Source organism: Vibrio sp. 10N.286.45.E10 (genome assembly GCF_002874195.2).
Lineage (GTDB): Bacteria > Pseudomonadota > Gammaproteobacteria > Enterobacterales > Vibrionaceae > Vibrio > Vibrio crassostreae.
Genome location: NZ_MCWD02000002.1, coordinates 296,905 through 314,032, shown reverse-complemented (window position 1 = coordinate 314,032; position 17,128 = coordinate 296,905). Strand labels below are relative to the sequence as shown.

The 17,128-nt window shown below is 44.7% G+C and carries 17 protein-coding genes and 1 pseudogene; 6 read left to right on the top strand and 12 right to left on the bottom strand.

Going from position 1 to position 17,128, the window contains the following annotated elements; translation table 11 throughout:
• Positions 1-23: 23 nt before the first annotated feature.
• Together BCU34_RS14550 and BCU34_RS14545 are read right to left on the bottom strand one after the other, a co-directional pair.
• Positions 24-182 carry a hypothetical protein gene (locus BCU34_RS14550; RefSeq protein ID WP_004733064.1) on the bottom strand — a complete coding sequence of 53 codons (159 nt, stop codon included), beginning with the start codon at positions 180-182 and terminating at the stop codon, positions 24-26.
• Between the two features lie 164 nt (positions 183-346).
• Positions 347-1,327 (bottom strand): Gfo/Idh/MocA family protein, encoded by a 981-nt coding sequence (locus BCU34_RS14545; RefSeq protein WP_102431331.1) that lies wholly within the window; start codon positions 1,325-1,327, stop codon positions 347-349.
• 219 nt (positions 1,328-1,546) lie between these two features.
• On the opposite strand from BCU34_RS14545, the gene BCU34_RS14540 reads away from it, so the two are divergent.
• The gene (locus BCU34_RS14540) at positions 1,547-2,029 is read left to right on the top strand and encodes a GNAT family N-acetyltransferase (RefSeq protein ID WP_048661625.1); all 483 of its coding nucleotides are present in this window, start codon (positions 1,547-1,549) and stop codon (positions 2,027-2,029) included.
• 2 nt (positions 2,030-2,031) lie between these two features.
• A complete protein-coding gene (locus tag BCU34_RS14535; protein ID WP_057623890.1) occupies positions 2,032-2,787 on the top strand; it encodes a L,D-transpeptidase family protein in 756 nt (251 codons plus the stop codon).
• 92 nt (positions 2,788-2,879) lie between these two features.
• Here the strand turns inward: BCU34_RS14535 and BCU34_RS14530 are convergent, their stop codons facing one another.
• The 7 genes and pseudogenes from BCU34_RS14530 to BCU34_RS14500 form a co-directional block, all read right to left on the bottom strand.
• A complete protein-coding gene (locus tag BCU34_RS14530; RefSeq protein WP_102478934.1) occupies positions 2,880-3,617 on the bottom strand; it encodes a sulfite exporter TauE/SafE family protein in 738 nt (245 codons plus the stop codon).
• Between the two features lie 160 nt (positions 3,618-3,777).
• Positions 3,778-4,497, bottom strand: a complete 720-nt coding sequence (locus BCU34_RS14525; protein ID WP_102431333.1) for a glycerophosphodiester phosphodiesterase family protein — start codon at positions 4,495-4,497, stop codon at positions 3,778-3,780.
• 56 nt (positions 4,498-4,553) lie between these two features.
• Positions 4,554-5,852 (bottom strand): sn-glycerol-3-phosphate import ATP-binding protein UgpC, encoded by a 1,299-nt coding sequence (locus tag BCU34_RS14520; RefSeq protein ID WP_102478935.1) that lies wholly within the window; start codon positions 5,850-5,852, stop codon positions 4,554-4,556.
• Complete coding sequence (ugpE, locus tag BCU34_RS14515) at positions 5,842-6,684, bottom strand: sn-glycerol-3-phosphate ABC transporter permease UgpE (RefSeq protein WP_102478936.1); 843 nt, start codon at positions 6,682-6,684, stop codon at positions 5,842-5,844. Before ugpE ends, BCU34_RS14520 begins: the two co-directional genes overlap by 11 nt.
• A 38-nt stretch (positions 6,685-6,722) precedes the next feature.
• A complete protein-coding gene (locus tag BCU34_RS14510) occupies positions 6,723-7,604 on the bottom strand; it encodes an ABC transporter permease subunit (protein ID WP_102478945.1) in 882 nt (293 codons plus the stop codon).
• Between the two features lie 275 nt (positions 7,605-7,879).
• Positions 7,880-9,172 (bottom strand): annotated as a pseudogene (locus BCU34_RS14505) (extracellular solute-binding protein).
• 305 nt (positions 9,173-9,477) lie between these two features.
• Positions 9,478-10,080 (bottom strand): 2OG-Fe(II) oxygenase, encoded by a 603-nt coding sequence (locus tag BCU34_RS14500; protein WP_048669551.1) that lies wholly within the window; start codon positions 10,078-10,080, stop codon positions 9,478-9,480.
• Positions 10,081-10,466: 386 nt separating this feature from the next.
• Between BCU34_RS14500 and BCU34_RS14495 the strand changes: the two genes are divergently transcribed.
• Positions 10,467-11,255 carry an MBL fold metallo-hydrolase gene (locus BCU34_RS14495; RefSeq protein WP_102431337.1) on the top strand — a complete coding sequence of 263 codons (789 nt, stop codon included), beginning with the start codon at positions 10,467-10,469 and terminating at the stop codon, positions 11,253-11,255.
• A 129-nt stretch (positions 11,256-11,384) separates the two neighbouring features.
• Here the strand turns inward: BCU34_RS14495 and BCU34_RS14490 are convergent, their stop codons facing one another.
• Together BCU34_RS14490 and rimK are read right to left on the bottom strand one after the other, a co-directional pair.
• Positions 11,385-11,813 (bottom strand): ATP-dependent zinc protease, encoded by a 429-nt coding sequence (locus BCU34_RS14490; RefSeq protein WP_048661634.1) that lies wholly within the window; start codon positions 11,811-11,813, stop codon positions 11,385-11,387.
• A gap of 32 nt (positions 11,814-11,845) precedes the next feature.
• Positions 11,846-12,751, bottom strand: coding sequence for a 30S ribosomal protein S6--L-glutamate ligase (rimK, locus tag BCU34_RS14485; RefSeq protein WP_019824669.1), 906 nt, complete (start codon positions 12,749-12,751; stop codon positions 11,846-11,848).
• 603 nt (positions 12,752-13,354) lie between these two features.
• Here rimK and BCU34_RS14480 point away from each other — a divergent pair.
• The gene (locus tag BCU34_RS14480) at positions 13,355-15,139 is read left to right on the top strand and encodes an SgrR family transcriptional regulator (protein ID WP_102478937.1); all 1,785 of its coding nucleotides are present in this window, start codon (positions 13,355-13,357) and stop codon (positions 15,137-15,139) included.
• 130 nt (positions 15,140-15,269) lie between these two features.
• On the opposite strand, the gene BCU34_RS14475 is transcribed toward BCU34_RS14480, so the two are convergent.
• The gene (locus BCU34_RS14475; protein WP_048661636.1) at positions 15,270-15,695 is read right to left on the bottom strand and encodes a MarR family winged helix-turn-helix transcriptional regulator; all 426 of its coding nucleotides are present in this window, start codon (positions 15,693-15,695) and stop codon (positions 15,270-15,272) included.
• A 103-nt stretch (positions 15,696-15,798) separates the two neighbouring features.
• Between BCU34_RS14475 and BCU34_RS14470 the strand changes: the two genes are divergently transcribed.
• Both BCU34_RS14470 and BCU34_RS14465 read left to right on the top strand, forming a co-directional pair.
• A complete protein-coding gene (locus tag BCU34_RS14470; RefSeq protein WP_048661639.1) occupies positions 15,799-16,104 on the top strand; it encodes a DUF3861 domain-containing protein in 306 nt (101 codons plus the stop codon).
• Positions 16,105-16,309: 205 nt separating this feature from the next.
• The gene (locus tag BCU34_RS14465; protein ID WP_102478938.1) at positions 16,310-17,092 is read left to right on the top strand and encodes a hydratase; all 783 of its coding nucleotides are present in this window, start codon (positions 16,310-16,312) and stop codon (positions 17,090-17,092) included.
• Positions 17,093-17,128 lie beyond the last annotated feature (36 nt).

The following is a 17,128-nucleotide window of genomic DNA, read 5'->3' as shown; positions in this document are numbered from 1 at the left end:
ACTAAAAGGGCAGAGTGGTTAAACTATGCTTTTTTAAGATCTTGTGCTGGGTAAGTAAGCGTCATTGCGCCTTCTACCGTTGTAACGTGAACGTAGCCACCACCAGCACTTAGGCCAGTTACTACCATTTCACCTAGTTCAACACCTTTTGTTGCTACAACGCGATCATCAACTGAAAACACTTTACACACCTTCAATAAATTAAATAAATACGATAGATATCGAACGCGGATTTAAACAGATGGCACCCCAATCAACTAATCCAGTTATTTGTCGTAAAGATTAAATTTAGTTATGCATAAATCAGTATGTCTTAAAAATCAGTTTGTTAACTTACGCTGTGACGTTATTTATCCGCTGGATAAACGACACCAATTTGCTGACGCATCTCTGTAATTAACTTGGCAACGGTTAAAGCACGCTGTTGGGCTTGCGCTTGTGTCGTGTGGTCGCCAGCAATGCAGCTAGCAAAGGCTTGTGCTTCGTAACTCATGGAGTTCTCGCTTTGTACTTGAGTAAGGTTTTCTACCTTGCCATCACGGAAGCGGATCTTAACGTCGGTGCATTCAGCAATGTGATCGATGATGATCGCCCCTAATTCACCTTGGATCTCACTTGGAGCATAAGAGTCGCTGACTTTAGAGTGAGCAAGCGTTACGTCAAACTCAGGATACTGGAAGATCGCACAGCCATGAGCATCGACACCTGACTCAAGCAGCTTCGCAGAAGCTTGTGCATTCTCCGGCTCACCAAATAGCGCGACTGTTGCGGCTACGCAGTAAAAGCCAATATCAACCAACGATCCGTTAGAAAAAGCTGGGTTGAAGGTGTTTGGGTTCTCGCCGTTTAGGTATTTTTGGTAGCGTGATGAATACTGGCAGTAATTGATGTGCGCTTTATGTACCTTGCCAATCTTTTCTAGGCCGAGTTGGACTTGCTTAAAGTTTGGTAGGAATTGAGATTTATACGCCTCGAACAACACTACGCCGTTTTTCTCAGCCACTTCGAACATGCGTGTTGCTTCATCAATGTTTGATGCAACCGGCTTTTCACAGATAACGTGCTTACCGTGTTCCATCATGAAGATAGATTGCTCGCAATGAAGTGAGTTCGGTGAAGCGATGTACACGGCTTCAACCGTTTTGTCATTTGCCAATGCGTCGAGTGAGTCATACGTCGCTTCAACGTCAAATTCTTGGGCGAACTTTACCGCACTGTCTAGATTTCGAGAGTAAACCGCAGCAAGTTGCATCGATTGAGATTCGTGAGCAGCTTGAACAAATTTTTGTGTAATCCAATTGGTTCCAATTACAGCAAACTTAATCATATGGGTATCCAGTCGTTAGTCGTCGTTAGTGTATTGATTCTACAGAGATAGTAGCACTCAAAGGCTGGCAATGTGCCTGAGATTTGCGGAACAATTTACCTAAACTTAGAGCCTAATATTAATAACCCGCCTTCACAGAGCGTCTGAGTTGACCAGTGTAACGGTGCACAATTAAGCCATTTTTGCTAAGGTGTTATTGAATTCAAACAAGGTGATGATATGCAAATCCGGACCGCCAAGGTAACTGATATTAGCTCGATCTTGGAGCTCTCTGAACAGATAAACCGTCAACACCACCTTGGTGCTCCTATGGTGTTTGCGCCAGCCTCACAGGGTTTAGGTGATAGTGAAGAATATTGGTTGGGATTGATGCTTGATTCGGTTGGCGCTTTCTTTGTTGCGGTTGACGATCAACAGGTGGTTGGCTTCTTAGCTGGGAAGGTAACGCAGAATAAAGGGGTTAGCTTTATTCAGTCGCATAAGGTGGCAAGGGTGAATACGATTGTGGTGAACGATCAGGTTCAGAGTCAAGGCGTCGGCAGAGCGCTGATGAAGTCATTCAATCAATGGGCGCAAGCGAGTGGTGCTATCGAGCTTAGGTTAGAAGTGATGGAGTTTAATCAGCAAGCTAAGGGTTTCTATGAGTCGTTAGGAATGGAAACTCAGTCACGAACCATGTCCATGCGTTTTGAGGAGATTTGAGGGTGCGTCTGTTTTGGTCTTTATTACTGTGTTTACTGTTTGTGGTTCCGAACGCGAATGCTGAGCAGGTCGTAGTCGAGAAAATAGTCTCTGACGCGACGGCGATCGAGACGATTGTATTCGAGTCGGCACCAGCTCACTCTCAACGTGTCTCAACGTCTTCATCTAATTCAAACTCCAAACATGTGATTATTGTGGATGATGTCCTTAGCAGTAATTCTGGCGAACAAGTTGCCCAGTTGTCTCAAGGTTCATCTATACGTCCACCTCAAAGCTCATCTCGACAGTTTTATACTCTACCAGCTTCCTCTTCTGATACAGATTCGTTGCTGCAAGTGGTCACCTTGGTCAAAGTTGATAAGTCTAAACGCAGAATGTACCTGCTCAAGGGTGAAGAGGTGATTCAGGAATTTCGTATTGCGCTAGGCAAACAACCGAAAGGGCATAAACGCTTTGAGGGAGACAACCGAACGCCTGAAGGGGAATACCAACTCGATTATGTGATGAAAGAGTCGGACTTTTATCGCTCAGTACATATTAATTACCCGCAACCTTCGGATATGCAATGGGCAGAGCAAAATGATGTGGATCCTGGCGGGAACATCAAAATCCACGGCATCAAAAACGGAGAGCACCGTTCACCTAGCTTTATTCAAAGCTTTGATTGGACGGATGGCTGTATCGCATTAACTAATCAAGATATGGATGAGTTTCTCCAACTTGTAAAAATGGGTACCCCTATCCATATCGAATGGTAGTCATTGGTACCCAATTTTCTCAATCATTTTCCGGAATCAATTAGCGCAGTCAATTCGCGAAACCAACTTCCAAAGTCAACCGCTAAAGCCAGTTACAGTAAAACTCGACCTGCACTGAATATCGCAATCACGATGAGCAGTGCAATGGTGACTGGCTTAAACTTTGCTCCACCAAATCTCTCGAATAGTTTAGAACCCACATAACCGCCAAACATGCTGCTTGGTAAGAGCGCGAGAGTTAGCCACACCATATCTCGAACGACCAATCCTGCGATCGATGCTGAAACAAACGCGGTGGAATCCGCCAATACAAAGAATGCGATCAGGCCAGCTCTAGCAATGTGTGGTGCGACTGGGCTTGCCAATGCGTGCGTGCCAATCGGAGGCCCTGACATCGATGCTGCGCCGTTCATTACCCCTGCAAGGCTGCCTAGAATATAGGGAGCAAATCTAGGTTCATTTTTGTACTGGAAACCTCTGTAGATCATAAGTGCAGACGCAAAAATGAAGACACTGATGATCAAGATGATCGTGTCTTGGTTAACGGATTTAAGTAGAAGTAAGCCGACAGGCGTAAAGGCTAGGCAAGGGATAAATACCTTTGAAACCCAGCGCCAGTTGACGTGTTTTCGAACCTTAGGCAGCAATTGAATATTGCCCAATAGGTCGATTAGCATGAAAACGGGAACCAGTTCGATAACAGGGGCGAATAACGCACTTAATGGCAATGCCACTAAGGTGAAACCGAAACCTGAGAAGCCACGAACAATAGCGGCGAAAATGAAGATTGCACCCAAAATTGGGAAGGTTGGACTAAAAATGAGATCCATAAATTAAGTAACCAATGAAGCTGTCTAAATAGAGCGAGCTAATGAAACCAAGTGAGTAGCGGAATGTACTCCTACTCACTTGTGTTTGCTACCTAATTTTGAGGTTTCCCGAGAGTTAGTTTTAAAGCCTCTCGGGGTTGTTTTTACAGTATTCGCTTGGTCAATTTATAGAGGTAAATTGATTCGGGAAATCAGTGAATACGGCATCTACTTTTGAGATGAATTTGAAGTGAGACGGATCGTTTACGGTGTAGCACCATGTTTGGATTTTTGCTTCACCTAGTGTATCGAGATCGCTCTGAATCACGTGTTCGTAGTTCATGTGGCAGCTGAACGCTTTAACTTCGTCAATCAACATCAAGTCGGCTTGAGTCAGTTGCTCTGTAATTACACCAACGCGGTATCTCGGCAGGTGACGAGCCATTTCAGAAACCACTTGATGGCTGAAACTTGAAAGCAGCACTCTGTCGGTGTCTACATTTGAACGAATCAACTCTGTATGTAGCAAATCAACGACATGAGGGGCTTGATGTCGACTGTCGACTTTAATCTCTAAGTTGACGCTGAGATCATGCTGCTCAACAAGCGCGAGCAATTCTTCCAGCGTCAATATTCTTTCACCAGCGAACTGCTCAGACTTCCAACTGCCAAAATCAAGCTGACGCAGTTCTGCAAGGGTGTGTTCGTCGACACGACCTTTGCCATCGCTGCAGCGCTCAAGGGTGTGGTCGTGACAAACCACAAGTTGATCATCCTGAGTTGGCTGAATATCTACTTCAATCCATTTCAAACCGAGTTTAGCGGCTTGTTCAATGCTTGCCTTGGTATTTTCTGGGTGAGTACCTGCTACACCCCGATGACCTACGATGATAGACGACATAATTAATCCTTCTTAAAGACGCACCGTAAAAACGCATTAAATATCAGTGTACTCGATTAAGCGAGAGCCGTCGTTAAGCTTGTTACCTCTTCGCGTGACTCTTGTGAAGTAAAGTTATTTGGTTGAATACGCTTCCCACGACTGTCAAAAATATGCAGGTTCGATTTATCAATGCTTAGACCGAGGGGGACAGCTTGGCACAAAGTTGTTTCGGGTGTGACTGCAATAAAGGGTTGTTCGTTCACAAAGCCATGAACTAACTGATTAGGCCCTAAAGGCTCAACCACGCTGATACGTAATTCCAGCGGCAGTGCGTTCATGATTAAATCGCTACAAACCTCAGAATGTTCAGGGCGAATGCCAAGAGTGATAGTCGCGTCCTTAACGTGCGCATATTCGGGTAGATACATTTGTTGATCGCCGATTTCAAGATAGCCATCATCGAGCGTGGCAGTTAAGAAGTTCATCGCGGGGCTACCAATGAAGCTTGCTACAAAGGTACTGGCAGGCTGGTGGTAGACCTCTCTTGGTGTGCCGACTTGTTCTATTTGGCCTTTGTTGAGAACCACAATTCTATCTGCCAGTGTCATAGCCTCAACTTGGTCATGAGTCACGTAAACACTGGTTACGCCTAGCTCGCGTTGCAGCTTTTTGATTTCTAATCTCATGTGAGCGCGCAATGAGGCATCTAGGTTAGACAAAGGCTCATCAAACAGGAACAGTTGAGGGTCGCGTACAATCGCTCGTCCCATAGCAACACGCTGGCGCTGACCACCCGAAAGCTTGGCTGGCTTGCGGTCTAGGTACTCTTCGATTCTCAGTGTCTTGGCGACTTTCTCAATCTTCTCTTCAATCACGTGTTGGCTTACACCTCGGTTCTTTAAACCATAAGCGAGGTTTTTGTACACTGTCATGTGAGGGTAGAGTGCGTAATTTTGAAAGACCATTGCGATATCTCGTTGAGCTGGCTTTTCGTTATCAACACGGCGCCCACCCAAGTGAATCTCGCCGCCAGAGATGCTTTCCAGCCCCGCAATTGAACGTAGGATAGAAGACTTGCCGCAGCCCGATGGGCCAACCAACACAAGAAATTCACCCTTTGCGATATCAAGTGAGACATCTTTCACTGCACGATGACCGTTCTCATAAGTCTTTACCAAGTTTTTGATGCCTAACATGGTAGGTGCTTTGTGCGTACGATCGTGAGTGGCTTGGGTGTGCCCTAACGTTTGTTTTAACTTTGGCATCGGGGTGTCCTCTGATGTTTGCGGAGAAGCTGGGTGAGACGTCTTGTACTCATCGAGTGATTGAATGCGGTTATCGGTCATTTGAGTTGTGTCGTTGCTATTTTTCACTTTCTACTAGCCCTTTTACAAACCAACGCTGAAATACAACCACCACTAAAACGGGTGGCAACATAGCTAAAATCACCATGGCAAAAACATAGTCGTAGCGCGGTAAACTGGTTTCATTGATGTTGTTGAGTACTTGTTTGATGCCCATCACGATGGTGTTGTAGCCTTCGTCCGTGGTCATCATGATTGGCCACAAATATTGGTTCCAACCCACCACAAACATGATGATGAAGATCGCGGCGATCATGGTTTTAGACAGTGGCAGTAAGATGTCGACAAAGAATCGAAACGGACCTGCGTTATCCAACTGTGCAGCTTCTAATAATTCATCGGGGATGGTTTTGAAGAACTGTCTAAAAAAGAAGGTTGCGGTGGCTGATGCGATCAGAGGTAGAATTAAACCTATGTAGCTATTAAGCAGCCCAAGCCCAGCAACCACTTCATAAGATGGGATAATACGAACCTCTAGTGGTAACAGCAGGGTTACGAAGATCAGCCAAAACCAAGCCGTGGCGTAAGGCAGCCTGAAGTAGACCAAAGCAAACGCGGCCATCATCGAAATGATGATCTTACCGATCGCAAAACCTAGTCCCATGATCATCGAATTGGCGATCATTTTGCTAGCGGTGACTTCACCACTGAAGCCCATGCTTTTGTTCCAAGCTTCGCTATAAATGGCTGTAAAGTTATCGCCCGGTAACCACTGCAAGCCATCGCTGACAATGGTGTTTGGGTTATGCGTCGAGCTGGCGAAGATTAGCCAAATAGGGACCAACATGAACAGCATCCCAGCAATTAAAATTAGGTGGTCAGAGATCTTATTACTTTTCATAAATAACTCCTGTCGCGTTAAAACCTAGCTGTAGTGGGCTAGTAATGAACACGCTTTTCTACAACGCGAAACTGGATAAATGTAAGAGTGAGTACCAGTAGTAACAACACAACAGATTGTGCAGAGCTGCCGCCTAAATCTGCGCCAACAAACCCATCTCGATACACCTTGTACACTAACGAAGTAGTGCCGCCACCAGGGCCGCCGTTGGTCATGGTGTCTATGACGCCAAAAGTTTCAAAGAACGAGTAAGTAAGGTTGATGACCAGCAGGAAAAAACCAGTTGGTGCGAGTAGCGGGAAGGTAATCGTCCAGAAACGTTTCGAGTCGCTGACACAATCCAGCATCGCCGCTTCTTTTACTGCGTAAGAGATCGACTGAAGCCCTGCCAGAAAGTAGATGAAATTTACCGAAACCTGTTTCCACACCGAAACCAAAATAAGAGCAAATGTGGCATCCACAGGATCCGTCTGGAAGCTGAAATCCCAACCCACCACTGCAAATATCTCTGTGAACACACCAATGTGCGGGTTAAACAGGAAGGCACCGATAACGCCTGCAATCGCGGGAGCAACGGCATATACCCACGTGAGGGTGACTTTGTAAGCCCCTTGGCCATGAATGATGTTGTCGGCTTTGACGGCGAGCAGCAGCGCCAACGCTAGCGACAAGAAAGACACCACGATCGCGAACATCAGAGTGAAGCTAATCGAGCTTAGGTACTCACTCGATTCGAATAACATTTGATAGTTCTCAAACCACACGAAGAGCGAAGATGTGCCCCAAGGGTCTTCCAGCATAAAGGAGAGATACACCGCCTTTGCCGCCGGATAGATAAAGAAAACCGCGATGATGAGTATCTGAGGCGCCAAAAATAAGTAAGGCAGTGGAGAGTGAAAAAATTGCTGACGTCGTTCCACAGGGTAGTCCCCAAATGAGTGGCTTGAACCACTGTTAGTTACCGTGACCACTCGCGCTATAACAAGGCATGCTTCCAGTTGAGTTGTAGTTTTTGGAGCAAGAGATGGCGTGAGTGAAGAACCTCCTCTCGACTCGTTATCACTCTATTGATTCAAGGTGACGGACAAGTAGTGAGGAGGAATGAACTGCTTTGGTTCGCTAAGTTTTAAGCTGTTGAACCGCTCTATTTCATTAACAGATCCAGTCCATAAACAGAGCTAGCTCATCAACCTATCTAGTTCATGGTGCGAGCGAAGCGTTTTAATAGCTTGCTGCTTTCATCTTCGACTTTGTCTAGGCTGTTCTCGACGCTAGAACGGTCAGCGAAGATGTTATCGAATTCACGATGCATCACTTCACGAATCTGAGGGTAGTAACCTAAACGATAACCCTTAGTCCACTCACCCGATTTTAGGCTTAGCTGCTTAACACCCACTTCTGCGTCTGGTTGCTCTTTGTAGTAGCCAGACTCTTTCGCTAAGTCATAAGCCGCTGTCGTTACCGGAACGTAGCCAGTAGTTTTGTGCCAGTAAACTTGAGTTTCAGGCTTAGTTAAGTAATCAAAGAACGCGGCGACACCTTTGTCTTGCTGTTGATCGTGGCCATTGAGTGCAAACAGAGCGGCACCACCAATGAAGGTTAAGCCTGCATCTGGGTTAACTGATTTTCAGTAGGGAAGGTAGGTGGTGCCCAACTCGAAAGGTACGCGGTTACGTAAGCCACCGAATGAACCAGAAGAACCCATCCACATCGCCACTTCTTGGCGCTCGAAAGGTGTTTGGTTTGCATCCCAGTCGCTGCCGTAATACTTGTAGTAGCCTAAATCTGACCACTCTTTCATTTTGCTGACGTGCATCATCATGTCTTTGGTGTTGAACATGATCTTAGTGGACAAGCCATCGTAGCCGTTGTTTTGGTCCGCGACTGGCAGATTGTGGCGAGACTTAAAGTTCTCGAACATGATCCACGGCGTCAGAGATTGAGAAAAGGCGATGTGACCTTCTGCTTTTAGCTTCTTAGCAACCACTTCGAGTTCTTCATAAGTTTTAGGCGCTTCGGCTCCTACTTCTGCGAGAAGATCTTTGTTGTAGTAAAGAACCGGCGTCGAACTGTTGAAAGGCATACCAACCATCTTGCCTTGGTTGTCGGCATAGAAGTTACGAACGCCAGCTAGGTAGTCGTTTGAATTAAAGTTGTAGCCTGACTCAACCAGAATATCCTGTACCGGTTTCGCGACGCCTTTGGCGTTCATGATGGTTGCTGCGCCTGCATCGAAGACTTGTAGAATATTGGGTGCTTCACCTGCTCGGTATGCCGCGATACCCGCGGTTAAGGTCTCTGTGTATGAGCCCTTGTAGATTGGCGTGATTTCGTAATCATCTTGAGACGCATTAAAGTCGGTCGCAATTTTGTTTACTGTTTCTCCAAGCTGGCCGCCCATTGCGTGCCACCAAGTGACTTGAGTCGTTGCGAACGCTGGCATTGCCGTTGTCGCGGAAAGAACGCCTGCCAAAATTAGCTTATTCATCTTCGTTTCCTTTTGGATGAAATCGATATCGAGGTATTGGATTAGAGTTTTAACGAGACAGTAGGGGTGTCGTTTGAAGCTATCTTGAACAGGACGTATTTCACTTACGTGGCTAAACCGTTTCACTGATATGAAAGATTCATTTCGATTTCATTTAAGAGAAAAGTTATTGATAGTTTTGATATTTACTGTGTGCGGTTTTTAAGAGGTTTGTTGTTCAATGCTCGCTCAATATTTGTTCAATAAAAAAGCCTCTCGAAGGAGAGGCTTTGAATAAGCTAGAGCTTGTAAAAATCAGCTCAGTTCTAGTGTGCGATATCGAGTTGGTTGTCTTTCACGCCGTTAATGCGGAACCAACCTGCAATACTGAATCGCTCTGTGTTTGTCGGCAGTACCTCATGTGGGAACTGTTCAGACAAGAACACGAATAAGCGGCCTGACTTTGGTGGAATGGTAGCGATGTGATTGTCTTTTAGATCGTAAACCACAAGTTCACCGGCATCTTCTTCTGTCCACTCATCATTCATATAGAACACGGTAGTCAGGCGGCGGTTTTCATTGCCTTTGAAGCAGTCTAAGTGCTTTTGGTAAAAGTCGCCTTTTTCGTATTTAGCAAAGTGCGCTTCGTACTCGAACAGACCCAAAAAGAACGCTTGGTTTGCTTCTAAACGAATTTGCTCCATTTTGTCTAGGAACAGAGAAGCTGGCTCGCCCATGTCGCGGCGCACCCATTGAATCTTGTCACTACGAATGGTCGACTCTCGCGTTACTTCATCGTTACGGCCAATCCTAGCCTTTTTCCAGTTCTCTGGAATGCAATCCCTCAATGCCACTACTTCTTCATGCGTTAAGAAGTCATCCCAAACAAAGTAACCTTGGGTAGAAAGAGCATCGATTAATTGGTTCATGTATAGCACTCAGACAATAAATTAGAAGCGCATATATAGTCCTAATAACTTAGGTCAACAAATCGCGTATTTTGTCGTCACGATAAATGGTGCTGAATGCTTGAGTTGTATGGCTTATAGAGCAAGGTTTACGGCAATGCAGGCATTCAATAATGCTGAAAATATCGGATTAAATTGATGCTTATCTTTGGAATGTGTACTCATTGTTCTGAGTTGAATTCGATTTGAGTAACATTGGATTTGAGTAATTTAGTGGATATCAATAGAAATCTTGATTGTAGCTCTCTTTCTAGTTTTAGATTGTGAACTTTAACAAAATGATCACAATTCAAATTGGATTTGCTATTGTATAGGTCTGACCAGTTATTTTATCACAAGGAGCGGTTTTGCAGCTGCATACCATTAAAGGTTACATCCAAGACATGTACTTGGTGGAGTATCCAGACAAATTACTGTTACTTGATGGCGCATGTCGAGCCGACATCCCCCATTTGAAAACTTTTATCGAAACCGAGCTTCTGCGTGATTTTTCCGATCTACACACGGTTGTGGTTACACACATGCATCCCGATCACGCAGGGGCCGCGCACAAGCTCAGAAAGCTAACGAACTGTAACTTGGTGGCAGCAAACCGAGACAAAGACTGGTATCACGGTATTGATGGTATCTTGATGCATTTGACGGATCTGGCGCTGGCACGATGGATGGCGAATCGCTTAGGGAAGCCTAAAGCAAACCTATGGTATTCGAGAAAGTTAAAGCCGGACTACAAGCTGTCGGATGGTGAGAGTATTCCGGGTTTTGATGACTGGTTGGTTCTAGAAACGCCGGGGCACACTGACCGAGATCTTTCGGTTTATTGTCCATCTCACAGCGTTGCCTATGTGGCAGACTTAATGGTGGAAGTGAAAAAGAAACTGATTCCGCCTTTCCCTATATTTCACCCTAACAAGTACCGAGCGTCAGTATCTCGTATCTATGAGATGCAGCTTGATACCTTGCTGGTGGCGCATGGTGGCCAAGTCGATTTCAGTCAGAAAGCTTTTGAACATCTGTTAATGAGTGCGCCAAGAAGGCCTGTTACACATTGGCGAGTGACAAAAGTTAAAACCAAGAAATTGTTGTTATCGATTTGGCGATTTGGTTTTCAATCTCATGGTAAATCTAAGAAATAGATAAGCTCAAAGTAAGATCGGCAACTCGAAATTAAAGAATAGAACGCAATAAGGCCAGTCATGAGACTGGTCTTATATCGTTGTGACTAACTTTAGCTATAACCTGTGGAGCGGTTACGATGACTCGGATTAGTGAGTCAGCAGGAATTCACCCGCTGGATCAACAATCACTTTGTCACTCATGCCTTGACGACCAAGCAACATCATATAAGTCATATCTTGACGGTTGCTTAGCGTGATATCGATAGGCCATTCCTGACCACCCATTTTTAGCATGGTTTCAATCACACAACGGTGTTCAACTTCACCGTTAGATGATTTGATTTTCTTACTTGTTTTCAGCTTCGCTTTGCAGCGCACAGTCTCTTCTAGGTGGTACACATCTGGATGAAGATCGAATTCCACGAAGTTCTCACCGTCTGTTTTTACACATAGTAGATTGTCTACGTGTAGAGAAGAGGTTTTAGCCCCTGTATCAACACGTGTATGTAGTCCAGTTATCCCTAACTCTGGTAAGCAAAGTGCTTCAGTATTCCCTATGATCATTTTATTGTTCATATCATTTCCAATCATGAGTTAACGGTGTTAAATCAGCCTTTGCCACGAGTACGGTTAGCGTTTGGTTTTGCATTTTTCTCGATGAATTCGAAAATCATGTCTGCTACATCTTTACCTGTCGCTTTCTCGATACCTTCTAGGCCAGGAGAAGAGTTCACTTCCATTACAACAGGGCCATTCTTAGATTGTAGAATATCAACACCACATAGGTTTAAACCCATGATTTTCGCAGCATTGATTGCTGTAGCGCGCTCTTCTTTGGTTAGTTTAACCAGTTGAGCTGTACCGCCACGGTGCAGGTTAGAGCGGAATTCACCCTCACCAGCTTGACGCTTCATCGCTGCAATTACTTTGTTGCCAACAACAAAACAACGGATGTCTGCGCCATTTGCTTCTTCAATGAACTCTTGAACCAAGATGTTCGCTTTTAGGCCCATGAATGCTTCGATAACGCTTTCTGCTGCTTTATTTGTTTCAGCCAGAACCACGCCGATACCTTGAGTACCTTCAAGAAGCTTGATCACTAGTGGCGCGCCACCTACGTTTTTGATCAAGTCTTGAATCTTGTCTGGGCGGCTAGCGAAACCTGTTTTTGGTAAGCCAATACCTTTGCGAGACAACAGTTGTAGTGAGCGCAGTTTGTCGCGAGAACGACTGATTGCTACTGACTCATTGATACAAAAAGTGCCCATCATTTCGAATTGGCGAACAACCGCAGTTCCGTAAAAGGTAATGGAAGCGCCAATACGTGGAATAACAGCATCGTATTGAGGTAGCTCTTCACCCATGTAGCGAATCTTCGGATTGTTACTCGCGATATCTATATCACAGTGCAGCGTGTCGATAACATCGACCTGGTGACCACGTGCTTCTCCAGCCGCTTTTAAGCGAGAAGTAGAGTATAGATTTTCGTTGCGAGAAAGAATTGCGATACGCATGGCGTTTCCTTAGTTAATACCTGATTGGTAACTGCAAATAAATTAGTTGTTAGCTGAGCTTTCAGTTTTTTCTGAGGCTCCTTGCTTGCTTCGGGGCGAACCTTAAGGCTTTTCGCTTAACTAAGAAAACGAATTAAATTTGTCGAGTCGACAACAGAAATTTATCGAATGTGTGAGTGATTGGTACAGCTGGGTTGAGAGGGGATTTGGAATGGAAAAGCGAGTTGAGACCTAACTCATATTGGGGGTAGGAGCATATTAGGTTGTGCTCAACTCGCGTTAACTCGGTGCTAAAAAGTGTACTAATAACGCCAGTTACATAGCTCTATAAGTGTTCGTAGTGCTTCTCTTTCGAGCTTGCTACAGGTGCTTTTTAACTTATTAAGATAGTATTTTCTCATGATGATTACTTCTCTTGTATTAGGCTTTGGTGGGAACTCAACATTCCCTGCTGACCCATTAATTATGGTTGTTTAATAGGAAGTAATAAACAGATGGGTTTTTAATAGGGTGTTCCTGTTTTTGACTTTTATCGTCACTCAAAGACAAATGTGTTTTATAATCGGCTTTATGAGGAAGGGTTATTTCTAAAAGGTTCATTATTTGTCTGATCTAAACATGATGCGTTACTACACTCGGCTGGATTCGTTCGAGCCAAACATCTCACATTCGGTGACTTTGACTGAGGTGGCAGACAAGCTGTTTACCAGTTTGCGCCATGCACGAACCTTACTCGGCAAGATGCATCAGGCTGAATGGGTGGTGTGGGAGCCAAAAGTCGGCAGGAATCAACGTTCTAACCTGACATTGCGCTTTAGCAATCAACAACTGACTCAACATGTTGCCAGCAAGCTGATAGAGCAGGGCAAGTACGAAAAAGCGCTCTCTATTTTGGATAATGACCGCGCAGTGTTTGGCTCTCTTCTCCAAGAAACATCCGGTGCGACGATGCGCGAAGGGCTGCTGCACGTTCAATTAACCTATAAACGTAAGTTTGAAGACCTGTTTCCACACCATATTCACCGCAGCAGCGAACGATTTTTGATCAGACAAGTATTCAGTTGCCTCGTCACTTGTAATGGTAAGGGCGAGTTGAAGCCTGAGCTAGCGCACCATTGGGAATATGATGCTGAGAAGTTAGTTTGGACTTTCTATTTGCGCCCAGGACTAACCTTCCACGATGGCCAACCTGTTGATGCTAAACAGTTAGTCTCGCTGTTTTCAGCCTTGCAAACCTTACCTTTCTATCAAACAGAGTTAGCTCATGTTGCTTCGGTTTACAGTGAGCAGCCGTTAAGGATCAGCTTCCAACTCACTAAAGCTGACACCGGCTTCGCAGGCTTGTTGGCTGGCGTTAAGTATTCAATGCAACCCGCAGCGCAAGTGACCCGTGAGCCGTCACCATTAAGCTCTGTGCCTCACACGGTAGTAGGCACTGGCCCATTCAAAGTGGTCGAAACCAATAATGAACGCATCAAACTCGCCGCATTTGAGCACTATTATGGTTGTCGCTCGTTAACCGATGAAGTGACCATTTGGCAGTTTGAGGAATCAATGACGGGCACTGCTCGTTTCGATGATAGCCAAATGCACGTATCGCCTTATGAAGATTCGTCTTGTTTTCACCAGTTAGGGAAAAGTGACGTAGAACTCGTTTCTGCAGATACAGACGGCCTTCGTAGCCGAGTCGAGGATGGATGCCTGTTTATCCTATTTAATCAGAACTCAGCGGCAACTCCGCTTAATAATGAGCAGCGCAAATACCTTTCAGAACTGACCAACCCACAAGCGATTTTGTCTCAGTTGGAACATAACAAGGGTTTGTTTAGCGTCTCTTTAGCTCAAAACATACTGCCAAGTTGGCAGAAATTGTATCGAACGCCTTCGAAAGAGGCTCAACTTCCGAAAAGAATGAGCATTGCGGTTTATGACTATTATGCGTTGTACCGATGTGCGATTTGCGTATCCGACATACTCAAACGATATGGCGTGGAAGTTGAGGTCAATACCTACAGCTTTCGCGAACTGGCGCTGCTCTCCCAGAGTGGCGAGTTAAAGGAGGATCTGGTGCTGTGTAACCTGAATCTCGATGATAATGCCCCGTCTTCGCTATTTTCGTGGATGATGAACGATCCTGTTTTGCACTCTGCTTTAGGAGAGATGAACAGCGACTGGCTTAAACAGCGCTTGGATAGTCATAAAGCATCCGTTGAACTGCCTAATTACTTGGCAGAGCTAGAACCTATCGCGTCTACTCTGATCTCAGATTATTGGTTAGTGCCTATGTTCCATCACTTGCAGACCGTTCGTTTCCAAGGGATTCTGAAAAACGTCGCCATCACCAACTGGGGATGGCCCGACTTCAAGAATGTATGGTCTGCTGATTAATTTCTTAACGAGTAGGATAAAGCGTTTTCAAAGTCGATTTTGGCATACTGATATGTAGGTAAAACCAAATTCTACAAAAAACGCCACCGAGTATTTGATTCGATGGCGCTTTTTCGTTTTATTTTGAAAATCAGTTCTCTAAGTTTTGCGCCATTTTTTTTGCAATTTTTCTGAATTGCTCTAACTCATCTTCAGCCATGCCTTTGGTCATTCTCTTCAGCATGTCTCGATCTATATCCGAAACTTTACTCATGACCTCTTGACCCTTATTGGTCAGAATCAATAACTGGCTGCGCTTGTCTTCTGGATTTGGAGACTTCTTCACAAGCTCTTGATTGATCAGTGCATTAACTAATCTCGTGACCTGCGCTTTATCGCGGTTTAAGTAGTGCGCGATATCGATAGCCGTACATGGAGATTTCTTAGTAATGATCTTCATGACACGAATGTTCATGGGTGCGATCTCAGAATCCAAGCTCTCAATCTGTTCACTCATTTGACGTTTCAAAGAGTGTACTAAACGAAAGATAGACTCTAACGATGTGTTATCAGACATAAACGATCCTTAGAAATATAGTTGACACTGTCAACTATTGTATTTATGGTTGATATTGTCAACTTAATTGTTCGTAAATTCAAGTTAGGAGACAGTAATGACGATGCAAACAATCACAGGCAAACACAATCACTACCGTATCACTATCGAAGAAGTGAACATCAAGGAAGATCGTGAACTGCAAACCATGCAGTTTGAAATTGAAGACAGAGAAAACATGTTCGCGATTGTAGAGAAGATCAAGCAGGACAGTGGCCTAGATGAGCAATCCGCAACGAGACTAGGTGTAAGTATTCGCTTACTGGGACCGTTGATGATGCAAGATAGAAAACACCCTCTGTTTATTGATTTCATGCCTCACTTCAGAAATTTCATGCAAAATCTTAAGAAGACGTTAAAAGGCGAGTAGCGTTTCTTCAACAATGACACATTCAACAAGCCAGTCAACCGATCATCAGGTGCTGGCTTTTCTTTTGATATATTGACTTAGCGGTATGTGTTTACTTGCGGTACATGTGACAATAAGCCTTTGAACACTTTACGGTGAAACCATCGTATGAGTGATGCAATTACCTAAACCTATTTCCAATCGTTCTAAATTTAAACGGTATATTATGACAAGTGTATTTGAGCAGGCGGCTAAAGAGTTATTAAGCCGTCGCACCGCGGGAACTAAAGCGCCAAGATTAATCGAACAATATCGCCCAACCAGTTTAGATGATGCGTTAGCCATTCAAGAATCAATGATTGAAATTCGTGCAGATAGAGTGGGGGGCTGGAAGTGTCTGTTACCTCTTGCAGAAAATAAATTTATCGTAGCGCCTATTTTCACTGACAACGTACAGCAAGGTGAAGTTTGTGAATTGTTCGCAGACACAAGCTCAGTGCTAGGCAAAGAGGTAGCCCGAGTAGAACCAGAAATCGCTTTTGTACTGACTAAGCCTTTGCCTGCGAACTTAAATGGTTACAGTGAAGCACAAATCAATGATGCAATTGGCTCTTGCCATATGGCACTTGAGTTAATTCAATCTCGCTTTGCCGATGGAATTGGTGCGGAGTTTTACGAAGTTTTAGCCGATTGCTTGGCAAACCAAGGCCTGTTTCTTGGTCCTGAAATAGAGAAAGATAAAGCGTTTACTGCTGCTAAGGTCGAAGTGGCTATAGCCCAAGCTGGAAAAGTTCAGGCATTTTCTGGCACTCACCCTAACGCATTAGCTCAAAACCCTGTCTACTGGTTGATCGATACGATGACCAAGCGTGGAATCAGTTTTGAAGCGGGCGAGGCGATTATTACAGGGTCTTACTGTGGTGTGGTTGAGCTTGACTTCGACGAGCTAACAACCGTTGCTTATGATGGTATCGGAGAGTACCAAGTGACTTTCACACAAAAGCGCTAAGCTATTTATAAGCTCTATTCATTAAGAAAGCAGCTC